We start from the raw sequence: 16780 nt of genomic DNA, 5'->3' as shown, positions 1-16780 counted from the left end.
CTCCTTCCCGTGGAGGCGAGGTCATGACCGGGACCAGCGCGAGTGCCGCCGGGATGGACGCCCTGCTGGCCTCGGTCCCGACGGAGGAGACCCCCGACCTGTACGGCGCGTTCCCCCGGCTCGACGAGGGCCAGATCCGGACGCTCTCGGCGCTGGGCGAACGCCGGCCGACCCAGCGGGGCGAGGTGCTCATCGCCGAGGGCGAGCCGGAGCGAACCTTCTACGTCGTGCTCGGCGGCCGGGCGGCGGTCGTGGAGTGCTACGGCACGTCCGACGCGCGGGTCGTCAGGGTGCACGGGCCGGGGCGCTTCCTCGGCGAGATCGGCCTGTTCACCGGGCAGCCGGCGTTCTTCACCACGGTCGCCGCCGAGCCGGGGGAGGTGCTCGCCGTCCCGGCCGAGCGGATCCGGCAACTCGCGCTCACCGATCCCGCGCTCGGTGACCTGCTGTTGCGCGCCTACCTGATCCGCCGGGGCCTGGCGCTCGGCGAGGGCATGGGCTTCCGCATCGTCGGTTCCCGGTTCTCCGCGGACAGCCGCCGGTTGCGCGAGTTCGCCGCGCGCAACCGGCTGCCGCACCGGTTCATCGACCTCGAGTCCGACCCGTCGGCCGAGGCGATGTTGCAGCACCTGGGCATCAGCCCGGACGAGACGCCCGTCGTGATCTGGCGGGACCGTGTGCTGCGCAACCCCGGCAACGCCGAGCTGGCCGCCCTGATGGGGCTGCGCGACGACGCCTCGAAGCCGGAGATCTGCGACCTGGTCGTGGTGGGGGGCGGCCCGGCGGGCCTCGCCGCCGCGGTGTACGGCGCGTCGGAGGGGCTGGACACCGCGCTGCTCGACGCGGTGGCCACCGGCGGGCAGGCCGCGCGGACCTCGCGCATCGAGAACTACCTGGGCTTCCCGGCCGGGATCTCCGGTGGCGAGCTGACCGAGCGCGCGATCATCCAGGCCGAGAAGTTCGGCGCGCGGTTGACCGTGCCGGCGCCGGTCGTCGGGTTGGAGCGCGCCGACGGGCAGTACGTGCTGCGGCTGGCCGACGGTGACGGGGTCGCCGCCCGCACGGTCATCGTGGCGACCGGGGTGAGCTTCCGCAGGCTGCCGGTGCCCAGGCTCGAGGAGTTCGAGGAGACGAGCGTCTACTACGCCGCGACGCCGGTCGAGGCGCAGATGTGCGTCGGTGACCCGGTGGTCGTCGTCGGTGGCGGGAACTCCGCCGGGCAGGCCGCGTTGTTCCTCGCCGACCACGCCGCCGAGGTCCGGTTGGTCGTCCGGGAGCACAGCCTGGACGAGTACATGTCGCGCTACCTCGCCGACCGGATCGAGCGCGACCCGCGCATCGAGGTGCTGGTGCACCACGAGGTCCGGGAGCTCGAGGGCGAGAACGAGATGCTGGAGGCCGTCGTCGTCGAGGACACCGACACCCACGAGCGCCGCACGCTGCCCGCGCGCGAGCTGATGGTGTTCATCGGTGCCGACCCGTGCACCAACTGGCTGCAGGGCACGGTAGCCGTGGACTCGGGCGGGTACATCCTCACCGGCGCCGACGCGATCCGGGCGACCGCGGGGGTCGCCGACGAACCGCGCCGGCAACCACTGCCGCTGGAGACCAGCGCGCCGGGCGTGTTCGCGGCCGGTGACGTGCGCAGCGGTTCCATCAAACGCGTCGCCTCGGCCGTCGGCGAAGGCTCGATGGCCGTGCGCCTGGTGCACGAGTACCTGGCGTCGGCGCGGTGAGGCGGTTCGAGGTTCGGAGGCGACACCGATGAAGGTCCCGGGCACGTCCCAGTTCGAGCGGTTCTTCCGCTCGGTGGGCAGCGTCGACATCGACAAGGGTGACCTGGCGCGCTACCACGACTTCGTCGACGAGAAGATCGACGACCTCGCGATCGCCGGTCGGATCTCGGCCACGTCGAACGGCCGGGACGTGATCGAGCCGCAGGACCTGCCGATCACCAAGGGCCTGCAGGAACGGATGCGCGAGTTCGACAAGGTCGAGGAGGCCGAGGACATCCGCGCCCTGCTGCGCCAGCTGAGCCGGCGACCCCCTGACGACGTGACGTTCTCCGAGGACACCGAGAACATGCTTCCGGAGGTCTTCGGCGGGATCAGCATCGCGCTGGCCCGCTCGTTCCGGTTGATCGATCCCACGTTGGCGAACCCGTCCACCGAGCACTGGGACCGCGCGTTCCAGCTGTTCCGGCTGCTCCTCTAGCCCGGGGCCCGGGCGCCCCTGTCCGTTCCGACCAGTTGTGAGCTCGCGATGGCTGATCCCCAGTATTTCGCGTTCAGTGAGTTCGACCCGGACGTCGCCGAGTCGGTGAGCCGGGAAGGCGACGTCGTCACCTCATTGGACCTGCTGCACCGCCCGACGCCGGAGTTCTCCTACGACGCCTACGGCATCTCGCGCGGCCCGCTGAGCGTCGAGGAGATCTGGTACACCGACGAGACCCGGGTCGGCCTGCCCGCCGACGACGACACCGGCTACGCCGTCAGCCTGCCGTTGCAGGGCGCCATGCAGGCCGGTCACCGCGGCCGCGAGATGGAGGTTGCCCCCGGGCAGGCCGCCGCGTTCCAGCCCGTCGGCGGCATCGACATCATCACCGACTCCGACTACGACTTCCTCGTCGTCCGGATCGACGCCGGCGTTCTCGAGGACACGCTGGAGGACCAGCTGGGGCACTCCGTGCAACGCCCGCTGCAGCTGGCCCCCACGATGGACCTGGAGACGGCCGCCGGCCGGGTGTGGGCCGGGCTCGTGCGATTGGTCCTGGACGGGGCCCCGCCGGGCGGCGGGCTGATGGACAACCCGACGATCGCCGAACCGCTGCAGGAGTCGCTGCTGGTGAGCCTGCTGCAGACCATCGACCACCCGTACCGGGAGGAGCTCGAGGCGCCGATGCACACCTGGGCGCCCGGGCCGGTCCGGCGCACCGTCGATCTCATCGAGGCCTTCCCCGAGATCCCGTTCACCGTCGCCGACCTGGCGCACGACGAGGGGCTCAGCGTGCGCGCGCTGCAGCAGGGCTGGCTGCGTCACCTGGGCGTGCGGCCCACGCACTACCTTCAGCGGGTCCGGCTCGGGCGGGCCCACCTGGAGCTGCAGCAGTACGCGCCGGGGGAGACCACCGTGGTCGGCACAGCGTACCAGTGGGGGTTCCCGAACCCGGCGCGGTTCGTCGACGCGTACGGCAAGCGGTACGGGCTGCCGCCCGCACAGACCCTGCGCGGCCCGGCCTACGCCTGAGCAGGCACGGCCGACCACTCGGTCGCGTACGCCCAGACCAGGTGCCGGACCCGGGGCTCGGTGCCCGGGGCGACCAGCCGGCGGGCCCACGCCTCGGCGTCGCGATCCATCGCCGTGCCGCGCTCCAGGTGCTGGCGCAGGTGCTCGGGCCAGTCCGCCACCGTGAACACCTCCAGGAAGCACCCCGGGTCCTCCAGATCCCGGAACAACCCCCACAGCTTCGCCCCGGTACGCCGCCGCGCCCGGCCCACCGGGCGCATCGCGACCAGGAAGTCCGCGACGTTCTCCGGGGGCACCCGCCACTCCACGGTGACCAGCACCGGGCCGGTGTCGATCCGGGGGACGGGCGGCGGCTCCGGCAGGTGCCGCACCGCGGTGACGTCGGGGGACTGATCGTGCAGCGACAGCCGGCGCCAGGCCACGGGCACGCTCAGCGCCAGCCCGATCCCCGCGACGGTCAGCGCCGCCCCGGGCCCGGCCAGCTGCGCGATCGCACCCCACAGCACGCCGCCCAGCGCCTGCCCGCCCATGTAGGCGAGCTGGAAGTACGCCAGCGCCCGGGCCCGGGTCCAGCCGGGCAGCACCACCTGGGCGGACGCGTTGAGCGTCGAGAGCACGGCCACCCAGGCCAGGCCGGTCACCATCAGCGCGCCGGCGACCACCGGCACGGACCGGACCACACCGGCGACCAGCATCGCGGCCGCGTACACCAGGGCGCCCCCGCCGACCACGAGCTCGGTGCCGGCGCGGGCCCGGACGACCGGCACCACGAACGCGCCGAGGATCGCGCCCACGCCCACACCGCCGAGCAGCAGCCCGTAGCCACCGGCATCGAGCCGGAGCGGGCCGCGGGCCACCACGGGCAGCAACGCCCACAGCGCGCTCGCGAACAGCATGAACATCGCCGACCGCACCAGCACGGTCGCGAACAGCGGCGAGCTGCGCACGTAGCGGGCGCCGGCCCGGACCGCGCGCACCAGCCGTTCGTGGCCGAGCGGGCGGGGATCGGCCTCGCGCCGCCACAACGCCAGCACCAGCAGCACGCCCAGGAACGAGACCGCGTTGAGGGCGAACGTCGCCTCCGGGCCGATCGTGGAGATCAGCACGCCGCCGATCGCGGGCCCGATCGCCCGGCCGACGTTGGCGTTCGCCCCGTTGAGCAGCGCGGCCGCCGGCACCTCGTCCGGCCCGACGAGTTCGGGCTGGATGGCCTGGAAGGACGGCACCGAGAGGGCCTGCCCGATGCCCATCACCGCGATGAGCCCCAGTAACAGCGCCGGCGTCATCCTCCCCGCGGCGGTCAGCGCGGCGAGCGCGCCCGCCCCCAGGGTCATCAGCAGCTGGCCGCACAGCAGCAACCGGCGCCGGTCGAACATGTCCCCCAGCGCGCCCGCCGGGACCACGAGCAGGAAGACCGGCAATGTCACCGCGGTCTGGACCAGGGCGACGGCGAGCCCGTCGCCACCCAGGTCGCCCATCAGCCACTGCGCGCCGACCAGCTGCGCCCAGGTGCCGAGGTTGCCCACGAACTGGGCGATCCACAGGGCGCGGAACACCCGGCGGCGCAGCGGAGCCCAGGCGGGCGGAACGGCCCGCCGTGGGCCCGGGAGGTCGGCGGTGGCGGAACCCGACGCCATGCCCGGCCGGCTCAGGTGCCGGCGGTCAGCGCCCGACGCAACCGGGTCAGGGTGGCGGTCAGCAGCCGGGACACGTGCATCTGCGAGATCCCGATCTCGCGGGCGATCTGGGTCTGGGTCATCTCTCCGAAGAACCGCAGCAGCACGATGGTGCGCTCCCGGTCGGGCAGGGCCTCCAGCAGCGGGCCGAGCGCCTGCCGGTTCTCCACCAGCGCCACCCCCGGATCAGGCCGGCCCAGCGCCGCGCCGAACCGCGTCACCCCGCTGGCCCCGGGCTCGGTCCCGGCCGGCTCGTCGAGGGAGAAGCAGTGGTAGGCGTGGTGCACCTGCAGCCCGTCGACGACGTCCTCGACGTCGATGCCGAGCCGGGCTGCGATCTCCCGCGGTCGTGGTGACCGTCCGAGCTCCTGGCCCATCGGCCCGACGACGCCGTAGATGGCGACCTGCAGGTCCTTGAGCCGGCGGGGGACCCGGATCACCCAGGCCCGGTCCCGGAAGTAGCGGAGCACCTCGCCGCTGATGGTCGGCACGGCGAACGACAGGAAGTCCGGACCGCGATCGGGCTCGAACCGGTCCACCGCCTGGATCAGCCCGAGCGTCGCGACCTGCTCGAGGTCCTGCAGCGCCTCGCCGCGGTGGGCGTAGCGCCGGGCGACGTGCCGGGCCACCGGCAGGTGACCGGTGATGAGCTGCTCGCGCAGCGCCGTGCGGCGCGGGTCTCCCTCGGGCAACGCGGCCATCTCGGCGAACAGGGGCGCGAGGTGCGCGTAGCCGTCGGTACGCCGACGGGACGCCGGTGGCCCGGTACGCGCCGGGCCTGGACGCTCGGGTATGCAGCGGCCGGGTTCCCGGTCCGGCTCGCTGGTCCGACTCTGGGCCGTTGCGTCCGAGCGCAGCTCCGGTGGTGCGCAGAGGCGTTGCTGGGTCATCTGAGAGGTCCCCTCTCCTCGGCGGTGTACCGCCATGGCACGTGATGTTGGCCGCAGGCCCCCGGTGTGCACCTCGGCATCGGGGGGCCAAGCTGCAGGAAGCGATTCGCCTCCCCGGGCCGGGGGTTCAGGCCCCGGCCGCGAAGGTGAAGACGGCCTGGATCACGTGCCGGCGCCGGGCGGCCAGGTCGGCCAGCAGCGACGGGCCCTCGGCCAGCGGCACCACGTCGGTGACCAGGTGCTCGAGCACGGCGGCGCCCTCGGCCTCGAGCAGGTCGAGGGTCTCCGCGCAGAGCCGCTCCCGGCCCCAGTGCTGCGCGGTGCCGCGGGGCACCCGGCCGATCTGGGCGCACCGCACGCCCAGCCCGTTGTGGTGGAACTCCTCGCCGAGCCGCAGTGTGGCGGCGTCCTCGGGGCCTCCAGAGGTGTAGAACGCGAGATCGACGACGGTGCCCTGGGGCCGGCACAGCCGCAGCGCGCACGCCAGCGCGGCGACCCGACCGCGGCACTGCAGCACCACGTCGGCGCCGCGGTCGCCGGGGCCGTGCCGCCACCGGGTCTTGAGCAGCACCGCCGGATCGGTCGCGTCCGGGTCCAGCCCCTCGAGCCCGAGCCCCTCCGCGGCGGCCCGCCGCGCCGGGGTGGGGTCGAGCACGACCACCTCCGCGGCGCCGTGCCGGCGGGCGAACAGCCCGCTGAGCAACCCGACCACGCCGCCGCCGACGACGGCGACCCGGCGCCCGCGGACGCCGTCGCCGAGCGAGCGGACATCGGTTCCGCACTCCTCGGCGGCGGCGTGCAGCAGGCCGTTGGCGCAGATCGGTCCCATGTGTGCGACGTAGATGCCGAGCAACGGGTCCAGCTCCGCAGGCAGCGCGACGATCCGGTCGCGCAGCGGATCGGCCGCGTAGCCGGCGCGGTGCCCGTAGGTCATCGCGACCGGTGTCCCCGGCGGCAGTCCGGGTACCGCGCCTGCGCCCACCCGGCCGACCTCCATGTAGCCCAGCCGGGTCACCGGGTAGCCGGTGGCGGGGGCGTCCCGGCGGAACAGTCCCAGCTCGGGGTCGAAACGGGTGTGCAGCGCGGGATGGGTGCCGGTGTAGAACGCCAGCTCGGTTCCCGCAGACAGCCCGCTGACCAGGGTCTGCACGGTGACCGGGCCGGGTGCGCGGGGTACCTCGCGCACGGTGGCGCGGCCGGGTCCGTCGACCACCAGCGCCCGGTCGGTGACCGCCGGCGCGCTCAGCACACCGGCTCCGGCTGCCGGGATGCCGCCGACCGGGCCAGCGCGCACGCGACCCGGTGGCTGCGCAGCGCCTCGGGGTAGTCGGGCAGGTCCGCCTCCGGTGGGGGAGCGGCGCCGTGCACCGCGTCGACGAACACCCGGTCGGCGGCCCGGCGCGCGACGGCCGGGTCGACGTTCCACCGGTGGGTGCCGGCCGCGTCCCGGGCCTCCAGGCCGTTCTCGGCGACGCTGAGCACGAGGTCGTCGGTGACCAGGTCCAGGCCCGCACCGTCCTTCCAGCCCAGCGCGCACGTCGCCGCCAGGGTGCCGACCGCCCCGCCGGTGAACCGCAGCACGGCGGCGGACGCGGCGTCCACCCTCGCGCCGGGCAGTGGGCCGCCGCTGAACGCATGCACCTGCGCCACCTCCCCGGCCAGCACCCGGGCCAGGTCCAGCACGTGCACGACCTGCTCCACCAGCTGGCCACCGGACCGCTCCGGGTGGATCCACCACGGCACCGGTGGCACCCGGTCCAGCCAGCGAGCCTGCACCAGCCGCACCGTCCGCCCGGCCAGCAGGCCCCGGGCCCAGCGCACCGGCTCGGCGAGACGCCAGTGGAGGCCGACCCGGGCCAGCGTGCCGGTGGCCGCGAGCCGCGCGGCGATCCGCTCCGCGGTCGCCTCGTCGCGAGCCGGCGGCTTCTCCACGAACAGTGCGACCCCCGCCGTGGCCAGCCGTTCCTCCACCGGTCCGTGCGCGAACGGTGGCACGCACACGTACACGGCGTCGAGGTCGTGGGCGAGCAGTGCCTCCACGTCGGGCTCCGCAGCGACCCCGTGCGTCCGGCCGAACGCCGCGGCCCGGGCCGGGTCGGCGTCGGTGGCCGCGACGAGCTCGGCGTCGTCGAAACCGGCGAGGATCCCGGCGTGCCGGGTCGCGACCCCACCCGTTCCGACGAAGCCGATCCGGCACCTGGTCGAGGCGCCTCGGGGTGGTGCGAGCACGTCGTGCGGTACCAGGATTGAGGACCTCCGAAACGGGGACCTGGTGCAGCCATGACGATGACAGTTCTGGTCAACGCCGGACCGTGGCTCTCGGTTCCGCCTGCAGGCTACGGGGGAATCGAGAACGTGGTGGCCGCGCTCGTGCCCGAACTGCGTCTGCGGGGCATCCGGGTGCTGCTGGCCACCGTCGAGAGCAGCACGCTGCCGGTGGACGAGCGGATCGCGGTGTTCCCCGATGGCCAGTTCGCCATGTTGCAGCGCCCGTACAACCGGGCGATGGGTGTCGCGGCCGCGCATCTGCACCGGGTGGTCCGCGAGGTGCGCCGCGAGGGCGGTGCCGGCATCGATCTGGTGCACGACCACCAGGAGGCGTTCGGCCCGACCGTGCTGGCCGCGCTCGGCCCGGACGCCCCGCCGGTGCTGCACACACTGCACTGGGACCTGGCCAAGCACCCGGACCTGTACGGCAGCTTCGACGGCGGCGGTGGGCTGTGGGTCAACGGGGTCTCCTTCGCCCAGCTGGCCACCGCTCCCCGGGCGTTGCGCCGGCTCAGCGTCGGGCACGTGCACCTGGCCACCCCGCTGGCCGTGCACGCCGACCGCCGCCCGCAGCACCGCAAGCGGGGGCACCTGGTCGTGCTCGGCCGGATCACCGCCAACAAGGGCCAGCACGTGGCCGCCCGGCTGGCCCACCGCACCGGCCGCGATCTGGTGCTGGCCGGACCGGTCGGGCCGTTCCACACCGCCGAACAGCTGACCATGGCGCCGCCGGAGGACGCGAACCCCGACATCCGGTACTGGCGCGACGAGGTGGCGCCGCTGGTGGACGGCCGGCGGGTGCGCTGGGTCGGGACCGCGTGCGGCGCCGAGCGTGACGAGCTCGTCGGGTCGGCCGCGGCGTCGCTGTTCCCGATCAGCTGGGAGGAGCCCGGCGGTACCGCCGTCGTCGAGTCGCTGTCGCTGGGCACCCCGGTGGTGGGCTTCCGCCGCGGCTGCCTGCCCGAGTTGGTCGAGCACGGCCGGACCGGGCTGCTCGTCGATCCGGGCGACGAGAACGCGTTGGCCGCCGCGGCCGGGCGGGCCGCCGAGCTGCAGCCGCTGGACTGCTGCCGGGAGGCCGCTCGGCGGTTCACCCCGGCCCGGATGGCCGATCACTACCTGCGCCTCTACGAGCGGGTGCTCGCCCGCAGCGGGCGCCGGGTGGACCTGCTGCGCGCGGTGCCGGGCTGACGGCACCGCGCAGGAGGCGTTCAGCAGCGCCGCCGGGCCCGCCGCGAGCGCGCGTGCAGCTCCCTGGGGTCCGGGTGGAACCCGTAGGCCGCGGCCCGCACCGCCTGCTCGTTCTCGAGTCCGGACCCGACCGCCCCGCCCGCCGTGGCCAGCGTGCTGACGATCCAGGCGAGCGCCGCGTAGTCGGCGTGGCCGACCGGGTGGTGCAGCGACCCCTGCAGCATCGACGGCGCGATGAGCAGCTCCGCGGCGGCGAAGGTGGCGATGAACAGCCCGACGTAGGACACGCACACCGCGATGGCGAGCGTGATCGTGGTGCACAGGTTGAACAGCCGGGCGTGCGAACGCGGCAGCGTCTCCGAGGGCCATTCCCACAGCTCGTGCCCGATGATCAGGTAGCCGACCAGGGCGACCAGCGCGGTCATCATCAGCAGCGCCAGCCGCCCGCCGCTGGAAGCATCCCCCATCTGCCAGATGGTCTCGGTGGTCAGCGCCAGCGCGGCCGTACCGAGCGCGGCGACGAGCAGCTTGGACAGCCCGAGGATCGCCCGGCTGGGGCGGTTCGCGCGCACCATCCCGATGAGCAGCCGCGGCCGTCCGACCCAGCGGCCCGCGATGAACCCGATCTCGCCGTCGGTGTGCCCGGCGATCGCGCGGCGGATCATCCGGACGGCCTCCACCAGGCGCGGCGGCGGGGTGCCGGCCGGGCGCTCCGACTCGGGCCCGAGGGCGCTGAGCCACTCCACCAGTGCCGCGATCGTGCGCCGGGCCGACCGCCGCTGGCCGACCCCGAGTGCCGGCAGGCACACCAACCCGCTCCGGCGGGCCGCCGAGGCGTGGGCGACCAGGGGAGTGCGGCCGATGTAGAGCGGCAGGTCGGTCAGGCAGATCACCAGGTCCCAGCCCTCCCGCACCCGGCACTCGTCGGCCAGGGTCAGCAGGCCCTCCAGTCCCGCGCCGGGCGCGGGCACCTGATCGCCCCATCCGGTACGGATGTCCCACCGCACCCGGTCGTCGACGCGCTCGGCGAGCAGGCCGGCCAGGTCCCGGGTCAACAGTTCGGCGAGGGCCGCGGGGTGGTCGGGCGGCACCGCCAGCAGGCCGACGACCACCGTCCGCGTGACCGGGCCGGCCGCGGTCTCGTCCCGAGAGGGTCCCCGAGGGGCCCGCGCCGGCCTCATGGCGTGCTCCCTCCCACCGCAGCCGATCCGCGGGTTCGGCACGGATGATCGCGGCGAGGCGGCCGGCCGGGGAGGACCTCCCAGCGCGAAGGCCGGCCGGCGCGCTGGGCCCGCCGGGCCGGGTTCACCGGGTCATGGCCGGTCCGAGGGTTGCCGGCGCCCGATCTCGGCGCGCACCGCGTACAGCTCGGGGAAGAAGCTGATGTCGAGTGCGGCCCGCAGGAACGCCACCCCGCTGGAGCCGCCGGTCCCGCGACGGACCCCGATCGTGCGCTCCACCGTCTTGAGGTGGCGGAAGCGCCAGAACTGGAAGTTCTCCTCGAGGTCCACGAGCTCCTCGCAGGCCTCGTAGGCCTCCCAGTGGTCGTGGGCGTGGTTGTAGATCCGCTGCAGCACGGGAAGCAGGCTCGGGGTGAACTCGTGGCGGCGGGTGACGTCGCGCTCCAGCACCTCGCGCGCAACGGTGTGGCCGTGCCGGGCGAGGTAGCGCAGGAACTCGTCGTACACGCTCGGCCGGGCCAGCTCGGTCTCCAGCACGGCGCGGGCCGCCGAGTCGTGCGCGAACAGCTCCAGCATCGCCGGGTCCTTGTTGCCGAGGGCGAACTCGACGGCGCGGTACTGAAAGGACTGGAAGCCCGAGGAGGTGCCGAGGAAGCTGCGGAACTCGGCGTACTCCGACGGCGTCAGGGTGGCCAGCACCGACCACTGCTCGGTCAGCGTGCGCTGGATGTGCTTGACCCGGGCCAGGCCCTTGAGGGCCGGGCGCAGGTCGTCGGCGGCCAGCTGCTCGCGCACGGCCGCGAGCTCGTGCAGCACCAGTTTGAGCCACAGCTCGGAGGTCTGGTGCTGCACGATGAACAGCAGCTCGTCGTGGTGCTCGGGCCTGCTGACCGGGTGCTGGGCCGCCAGCAGTTCGTCGAGGTGCAGGTAGTCGCCGTAGGACTTCTCGACGCGGGAGTCCCGGGCCGTGCCCTCCTCGATCGGGCGCGGGGCCTCGCCGTCCGCCACGGGGCGACCGTACCGGAGCGAGCGGCCCGGATCAGCCCGCCGGCGTCAGCGGCGTGAACCGGACCGGGATGCCGCCCACCGGCACCGGCAGCGAGGTGTTGTCCCAGCGCAGCCGGTAGCCGGGCTCGACGCTCCAGCGGTAGGTCCGCAGCATCTCGTGCAGGATCGCGGTCACCTCGAGCGTGCCGAAGTGCAGGCCGATGCACTTGTGCACGCCACCGCCGAACGGCACCCACGCGTCGCGATCCGACCGGTCCTCGCGGCGGTCCTCGGCGAAGCGCTCCGGGTCGAACCGGTCCGGGTCGGTCCAGCATCCACGGTCGAAGTGGTTGACGGCCTGCGCGACGATGATCCGGGTCCCCGCGGGCAGGTAGTGCCCGGCGACCGCGGTGTCGCGGACCGCGGTGCGCATCACGACCGGCACCGGGGCGTTGATCCGCAGTGCCTCCTTGATCACCAGTTCGAGGGTGCGCAGGCCGCGCAGCGCCGCGACGTCGGGCGGCGCGTCGCCGAGGGCGAGCGACTCCGCGCGGGCCCGTTCCTGCCACTGCGGGTTGCGGGCCATGTGGTAGGCCGCGGCCGCGGCGGTGGTGGTCGAGGTGTCGTGCGCCGCCATCATCAGGAAGATCATGTGGTTGACGATGTCGGCGTCGGAGAACCGCTCGCCGTCGGGTGTGACGGCCTGGCAGAGCGCGGAGAACAGGTCGTCGCCGTTGCCGGCGCGCTTGGCCGGCAGGTTGTCGTGGAACCACTGTTCGAGGACCGCCCGGCCGGCCAGACCCTTGCTCCAACGGCTGCCGGGGACCGGCCAGCGGACGAACGCGTTGGCGGCCCGCACGCAGTTGACGAACGCGGTGTTGATCCGGTCGGCCTCCGGGCCGCTGCGGCCGTCCATGAACACCCGGGTGGCGACGTCGAGGGTGAGCCGCTTGAGCGCGGGATAGAGCCGGACCGCCCGGTCGGTGTCCCAGCGCGGCACGATCTCGCGGACGACGGGCACGGTCTCGTCGACGTAGCGCGCGATCCGGCTGGACGTGAACGCCTCCTGCATGATCCGCCGGTGGGCCTTGTGCTCGTCGAAGTCGAGCAGCATCAGGCCGCGATGGAAGAAGCGGTCCACCATGAACCGCCAGGCCTCCTGGGAGAACGCCTTGTCGGCGTTCGTCAGTACCTCGCGCGTCGCCTGCGGACCGGCGACGACGGCCACCTTGCCGCCCGGCACGCCCATCCACGACACGGGCCCGAAGCGGTCGAATCGGCGCCGGGTGAAGTCGGAGCCGTACCGGATGTAGCGCGGGGTGTGGCCGAGCAACGGCAGGCCGTTGTCGCCGGGCACGGGCAGCAGACCCGATCCGGTCGGTGGGGGCGCGAGCGGCTCGCCGGGACCGGTCGGGGGCCGCAGCAGCGCGTCGTCCACCCGCTGCGGCACCGGGAGCAGCAGCACCGACGAGAACCGCTCGCGGGCGGAACGGACCACTCGCTCTGCCGTGGACATGGCGCCTCCGATTTCGACACTTCAGCGTGGGACGGCTCGACGCTAGACATATGACGTCACAATGTCCAGAGACTTGACTTGTTCGGCACTATGGTCCACGGTATCGAGATGGTGGCGCGATCGATGGCGGAGCGGGCGCGTGCCCTGATGCGCGACGAGGCGCTCGACGCGGCCGAGGAACTGCTCGTCGACCGCGGGTTCCGCGGCTTCCACATGCGCGACCTCGCCGTCCGGCTCGGGATCAGCCGGCAGACGCTCTACAACGAGTTCGCGGGCAAGCAGGGACTCGCGTCGGCGCTGGTGCTGCGCTCGACCGGGCGCTTCCTCGACGAGGTCGAGCAGGCGCTCGCCGGCGAGGACGGCCTGCACGCCGCGTGGGTCGCCGCGGTCCGTACCGCGATCACCGCCACCTCGGAGGACCCGCTGCTCAAGTCGCTGCTCACCGGCGACGACGGCGAGGGCGGCGACGGGTTGCTGCCGCTGATCACCACCGAGAGCGAGCCGGTGGTGCAGGCCGCCCGCGACCGGGCCGCCGGCTACCTGCTGCGCCGCTGGCCGGACCTCGACCCGGACGAGGTCGCCGTCGCCGCCGAGGTCGCCACCCGGCTGACGATCAGCCACATCGTGCTGCCGCTGCACCCCGCCGAACGGGTGGCCGAGCAGATCGCCACCGTGGTCGAGCGCTACCTCACCCGCGCCTGACGCCGCCCGCCCCGCGCTCGCAGGCGCGTTACGTCTCCACAACGCGTTGTTGGCTCTGTTGCTGCCGGGCCTAGCTGCTGGTATATCAAGATACCGAGATCGGCGGACGGTCACCGGGGACCGGGCGGGAGCGGCGCGTGAATCCAGCCATCGGCGCTATCGACTGCGACGTGCACAACGCCGTCGCCGACATCGCGGAGCTGTTCCCGTACCTGCCCGAACGCTGGCGTGACTACTGCGTCGAGCACGGCGTCACCAGCCTGGCCCCGGCGTCCTACCCGTCGAAGGTCGCGCTGTCGGCGACACCGGAGAGCCGGGCGGGCGGCGGCCCGGCCGCATCCGACCCCGACGTCGTCGCCGGCCAGGTCCTCGGCACCGGCACCGATGTCGCGATCCTCAACTGCCTCTACGCGGTGCAATCCATCCGCAACGAGGACTGGGCCGCCGCGATGGCGAGTGCGGTCAACGACTGGCAGGCGCAGCGCTGGCTCGCTGCCGACCCGCGGTGGCGCGCGTCCATCGTGCTCGCTCCGCAGAATCCGCAGCGGGCGGCCGCGGAGATCGAGCGGCTCGCCGGGCATCCCGGGTTCGTCCAGGTGCTGCTGCTCGCCGGGTCGCAGGCCCCGCTGGGCACCCGCGGGTACTGGCCGATCTACGCCGCGGCCGCGGCGGCGGGCCTGCCGGTCGGTATCCACCCCGGCGCCACGGGCGCGAACGCGCCGCTGCCGGTGGGCTGGCCGTCGACCTACCTCGAGGAGTACGCGGGCTCCTCGCTCGCCGTCCAGAGCCAGCTCACCAGCCTGGTCTGCGAGGGCGTCTTCGCGAAGTTCGCAGAGCTCACCGTCGTGCTGCTGGAGAGCGGCGTGACGTGGCTGCCGTCGCTGATGTGGCGGCTGGACAAGAACTGGAAGGGCCTGCGCCGGGAGATCCCGTGGGTCACGGACCCGCCGTCCGCGGTGATGCGCCGGCACGTGCGGCTGAGCACCCAGCCCTTCGACGGCCCCGACGCCCCCGAGCAGGCGCAGCGCTTCCTGCCACGCTTCCTGGCCCAGATCGGGTCGGTGGACATGCTGCTGTTCGCCAGCGACCACCCGCACTGGCACCACCGCGACCCCGAGCAGGCGCTGCTGCGGTTCCTCTCCGCCGACGAGCGGCGGAAGGTGTTGCGCGACAACGCCCTGGCCGCCTACCCGAAGATCCAGGAGAGGGCACCGGCATGACGGATCTGCTGACCGACCCCGCCGCGGCGGCGCGTGAGGCCGCCCACGGGCGGCCCCGCCCCGCGCTCGGCATCATCGACTGCGACGTGCACAACGCCGTCCCGAACGACGCCGCGCTGCGGCCCTACCTGCCGGCCCGGTGGCGCGACCACATGGACCACGTCGGGTCGCGCACGTTCTCGCCCTACGAGAACGGATTCGTCTACCCGAAGGTCGGCCCCGGCGGCGGGTCACGGGCCGATGCCTGGCCGCCCTCGGGAGCGCTGCCCGGTTCGGACCTGCCCTTCATGCGCGAGCAGTTGCTGGACCGTTTCGGGATCGACCGCGCGATCCTCAACTGCCTCTACCGGGCCGCGGAGCAGCGCCACGAGGAGTACGGCGCGGCGCTGGCCCGGGCGGTGAACGAGTGGCAGGTCGAGCACTGGCTCGAACAGGACGCCCGGCTGCGCGCGTCGATCACGGTGACGTTCGAGTCTCCGGAACCGGCCGCGGCGGAGATCCGCCGCGCCGCCGGGCACCCGGGGTTCGTGCAGGTGCTGCTGTTCCCGCGGACCCTGGCCCCGCTGGGCAGACGCCGGTACTGGCCGATCTACGAGGCGGCGCAGGAGTGCGGGCTGCCGGTCGGGATCCACTTCGCCTCGACGACCGGCGCCCCGATCACGTCCGCGGGCTGGCCGTCGTTCTACATCGAGGACCACACCTCGATGTCGGTGGCCTTCCAGGCCCAGGTCACCAGCCTGATCCTGGAGGGCGTGTTCGACCGGTTCCCGCAGCTCACGGTCGTGCTGATCGAGGGCGGCTTCGCCTGGGTGCCGCCGCTGATGTGGCGGCTGGACCACCTCTACCACCGGCTGGGCGCCGAGGTCCCCGACCTGCAGCGACTGCCCTCGGAGTACCTGCGCGACCGGGTGCGGATCACCACCCAGCCGATCGAGGAGCCGGAGCGCCCCGCCGACCTGCTCGACCTCATCGACGAGATCGGCCGGGACATCCTGATGTTCTCCACCGACTACCCGCACTGGGACTTCGATCACCCGCAGCGCGCGTTCCAGACGAAGCTCCCGCCCGATGTGCACACGCGGATCATGCGGGGCAACGCCCTCGACTGCTACGCCCTCGGCACATGACGGCCCCGGCGGCGCGGCGCCACGTCGTGGTGGCCGAGGTCGGCGAGATCCCCGCGGGCGGCAGCAAGATCGTCGAGGTCGACGGGCGCTCGATCGGGGTGTTCAACATCGGCGGGGAGTACTTCGCGGTGCGCAACGCCTGCCCGCACGCCGGCGGTCCGCTGTGCGAGGGCGTCCGTTCCGGGTTCGTGCGTTCCGACGGGCCCGGCCACTACGACTACATCCGGCGCGGGGAGTTCCTGCGCTGCCCGTGGCACCAGTGGGAGTTCGACATCCGCACCGGCCGGTCGTGGTTCGACCCGCAGAAGGTCCGGGTCCGCCGCTACGACGCCCGCGTGGCCAGCGGCGCGGAACTGCTCGCCGACGGTGCCGACCTGGCTCCCGACCTGGTCGGCGCCGGTCTGCAACCGGGCCCCTACACGGCCGAGACGTACGTCGTCCGGGCGACCGGGGAGTACGTGATCATCGAGATGTGATCCCCGGGTGGGCCCCTCGTTCTCCGCCCACGTCTCGGGCTACACCCCGGTCCTGCTCGGTGGGCTGCGCGAGTCGGCCACGTCGCCGGCCGCCGGATGGCGGCGGGCCACCCGAACCGCTGGTGGACCACCCTCGTGCTGTGCGCTGTGCGCTGTGGGCGCGGTCGGGCTGTGGGCGAGGTACAGCACGGTGCGCGGCCTGCCGGAGCCGGCGAGCTGAGCGCCGGCCCACCCGTCGCTATCCTGGCCGCCGCGGGCCGTCGCACCGGCGGCCGCGGGGTGGATCGAGGGGCGGGCATC

General features: G+C 73.7%; 16 protein-coding genes. 9 read left to right on the top strand and 7 right to left on the bottom strand.

What is annotated here, in order from left to right; translation table 11 throughout:
- Positions 1-23: 23 nt before the first annotated feature.
- From HF526_RS21100 to HF526_RS21090, 3 genes are read left to right on the top strand one after another with little or no spacing between them, the layout of a single operon-like run.
- Positions 24-1736 carry an FAD-dependent oxidoreductase gene (locus HF526_RS21100; protein ID WP_169383271.1) on the top strand — a complete coding sequence of 571 codons (1713 nt, stop codon included), beginning with the start codon at positions 24-26 and terminating at the stop codon, positions 1734-1736.
- A 28-nt stretch (positions 1737-1764) separates the two neighbouring features.
- A complete protein-coding gene (locus HF526_RS21095; RefSeq protein ID WP_169383270.1) occupies positions 1765-2214 on the top strand; it encodes a DUF1931 family protein in 450 nt (149 codons plus the stop codon).
- 48 nt (positions 2215-2262) lie between these two features.
- On the top strand, positions 2263-3246 hold the full coding sequence (locus HF526_RS21090; protein ID WP_169383269.1) for an AraC family transcriptional regulator: 984 nt from the start codon (positions 2263-2265) through the stop codon (positions 3244-3246).
- Here HF526_RS21090 and HF526_RS21085 read toward each other — a convergent pair.
- The 4 genes from HF526_RS21085 to HF526_RS21070 all read right to left on the bottom strand — a co-directional run bounded on the left by HF526_RS21085 (position 3237) and on the right by HF526_RS21070 (position 8041).
- Positions 3237-4883 carry an MFS transporter gene (locus HF526_RS21085; protein WP_169383268.1) on the bottom strand — a complete coding sequence of 549 codons (1647 nt, stop codon included), beginning with the start codon at positions 4881-4883 and terminating at the stop codon, positions 3237-3239. The genes HF526_RS21090 and HF526_RS21085 overlap by 10 nt on opposite strands.
- Before the next feature lie 11 nt (positions 4884-4894).
- Positions 4895-5812: a SigB/SigF/SigG family RNA polymerase sigma factor gene (locus HF526_RS21080; protein WP_169383267.1), complete on the bottom strand. Its 918-nt coding sequence runs from the start codon at positions 5810-5812 to the stop codon at positions 4895-4897.
- Positions 5813-5939: 127 nt separating this feature from the next.
- On the bottom strand, positions 5940-7061 hold the full coding sequence (locus HF526_RS21075) for a zinc-dependent alcohol dehydrogenase (protein WP_211177571.1): 1122 nt from the start codon (positions 7059-7061) through the stop codon (positions 5940-5942).
- Entirely contained in the window at positions 7055-8041 is a 987-nt protein-coding gene (locus tag HF526_RS21070; protein ID WP_211177570.1) for a Gfo/Idh/MocA family protein, read from the bottom strand. Before HF526_RS21070 ends, HF526_RS21075 begins: the two co-directional genes overlap by 7 nt.
- 51 nt (positions 8042-8092) lie before the next feature.
- On the opposite strand from HF526_RS21070, the gene HF526_RS21065 reads away from it, so the two are divergent.
- A complete protein-coding gene (locus HF526_RS21065; RefSeq protein WP_169383266.1) occupies positions 8093-9271 on the top strand; it encodes a glycosyltransferase in 1179 nt (392 codons plus the stop codon).
- A 20-nt stretch (positions 9272-9291) separates the two neighbouring features.
- Here the strand turns inward: HF526_RS21065 and HF526_RS21060 are convergent, their stop codons facing one another.
- The 3 genes from HF526_RS21060 to HF526_RS21050 form a co-directional block, all read right to left on the bottom strand.
- Positions 9292-10452, bottom strand: a complete 1161-nt coding sequence (locus HF526_RS21060; protein ID WP_211177569.1) for a hypothetical protein — start codon at positions 10450-10452, stop codon at positions 9292-9294.
- Positions 10453-10584: 132 nt separating this feature from the next.
- The gene (locus HF526_RS21055) at positions 10585-11460 is read right to left on the bottom strand and encodes a tryptophan 2,3-dioxygenase family protein (protein WP_169383265.1); all 876 of its coding nucleotides are present in this window, start codon (positions 11458-11460) and stop codon (positions 10585-10587) included.
- 31 nt (positions 11461-11491) lie between these two features.
- Positions 11492-12955, bottom strand: a complete 1464-nt coding sequence (locus HF526_RS21050; RefSeq protein WP_169383264.1) for a cytochrome P450 — start codon at positions 12953-12955, stop codon at positions 11492-11494.
- A gap of 108 nt (positions 12956-13063) precedes the next feature.
- Between HF526_RS21050 and HF526_RS21045 the strand changes: the two genes are divergently transcribed.
- From HF526_RS21045 to HF526_RS37015, 5 genes are all read left to right on the top strand, one after another.
- Positions 13064-13657 carry a TetR/AcrR family transcriptional regulator gene (locus HF526_RS21045; RefSeq protein WP_211177568.1) on the top strand — a complete coding sequence of 198 codons (594 nt, stop codon included), beginning with the start codon at positions 13064-13066 and terminating at the stop codon, positions 13655-13657.
- A gap of 137 nt (positions 13658-13794) precedes the next feature.
- On the top strand, positions 13795-14877 hold the full coding sequence (locus HF526_RS21040; RefSeq protein ID WP_169383263.1) for an amidohydrolase family protein: 1083 nt from the start codon (positions 13795-13797) through the stop codon (positions 14875-14877).
- Positions 14874-16004, top strand: coding sequence for an amidohydrolase family protein (locus HF526_RS21035; RefSeq protein ID WP_169383262.1), 1131 nt, complete (start codon positions 14874-14876; stop codon positions 16002-16004). Before HF526_RS21040 ends, HF526_RS21035 begins: the two co-directional genes overlap by 4 nt.
- Positions 16001-16480 (top strand): Rieske (2Fe-2S) protein, encoded by a 480-nt coding sequence (locus HF526_RS21030; RefSeq protein WP_169383261.1) that lies wholly within the window; start codon positions 16001-16003, stop codon positions 16478-16480. Before HF526_RS21035 ends, HF526_RS21030 begins: the two co-directional genes overlap by 4 nt.
- 7 nt (positions 16481-16487) lie before the next feature.
- The gene (locus tag HF526_RS37015; RefSeq protein WP_169383260.1) at positions 16488-16700 is read left to right on the top strand and encodes a hypothetical protein; all 213 of its coding nucleotides are present in this window, start codon (positions 16488-16490) and stop codon (positions 16698-16700) included.
- Positions 16701-16780 lie beyond the last annotated feature (80 nt).

The sequence above is a fragment of the Pseudonocardia acidicola genome (assembly GCF_012911935.1).
In the GTDB taxonomy this organism is placed as follows: domain Bacteria; phylum Actinomycetota; class Actinomycetes; order Mycobacteriales; family Pseudonocardiaceae; genus Pseudonocardia; species Pseudonocardia acidicola.
The sequence above is the reverse complement of the archived record's forward strand: the minus strand, read 5'-3'. Positions and strand labels throughout refer to the sequence as shown.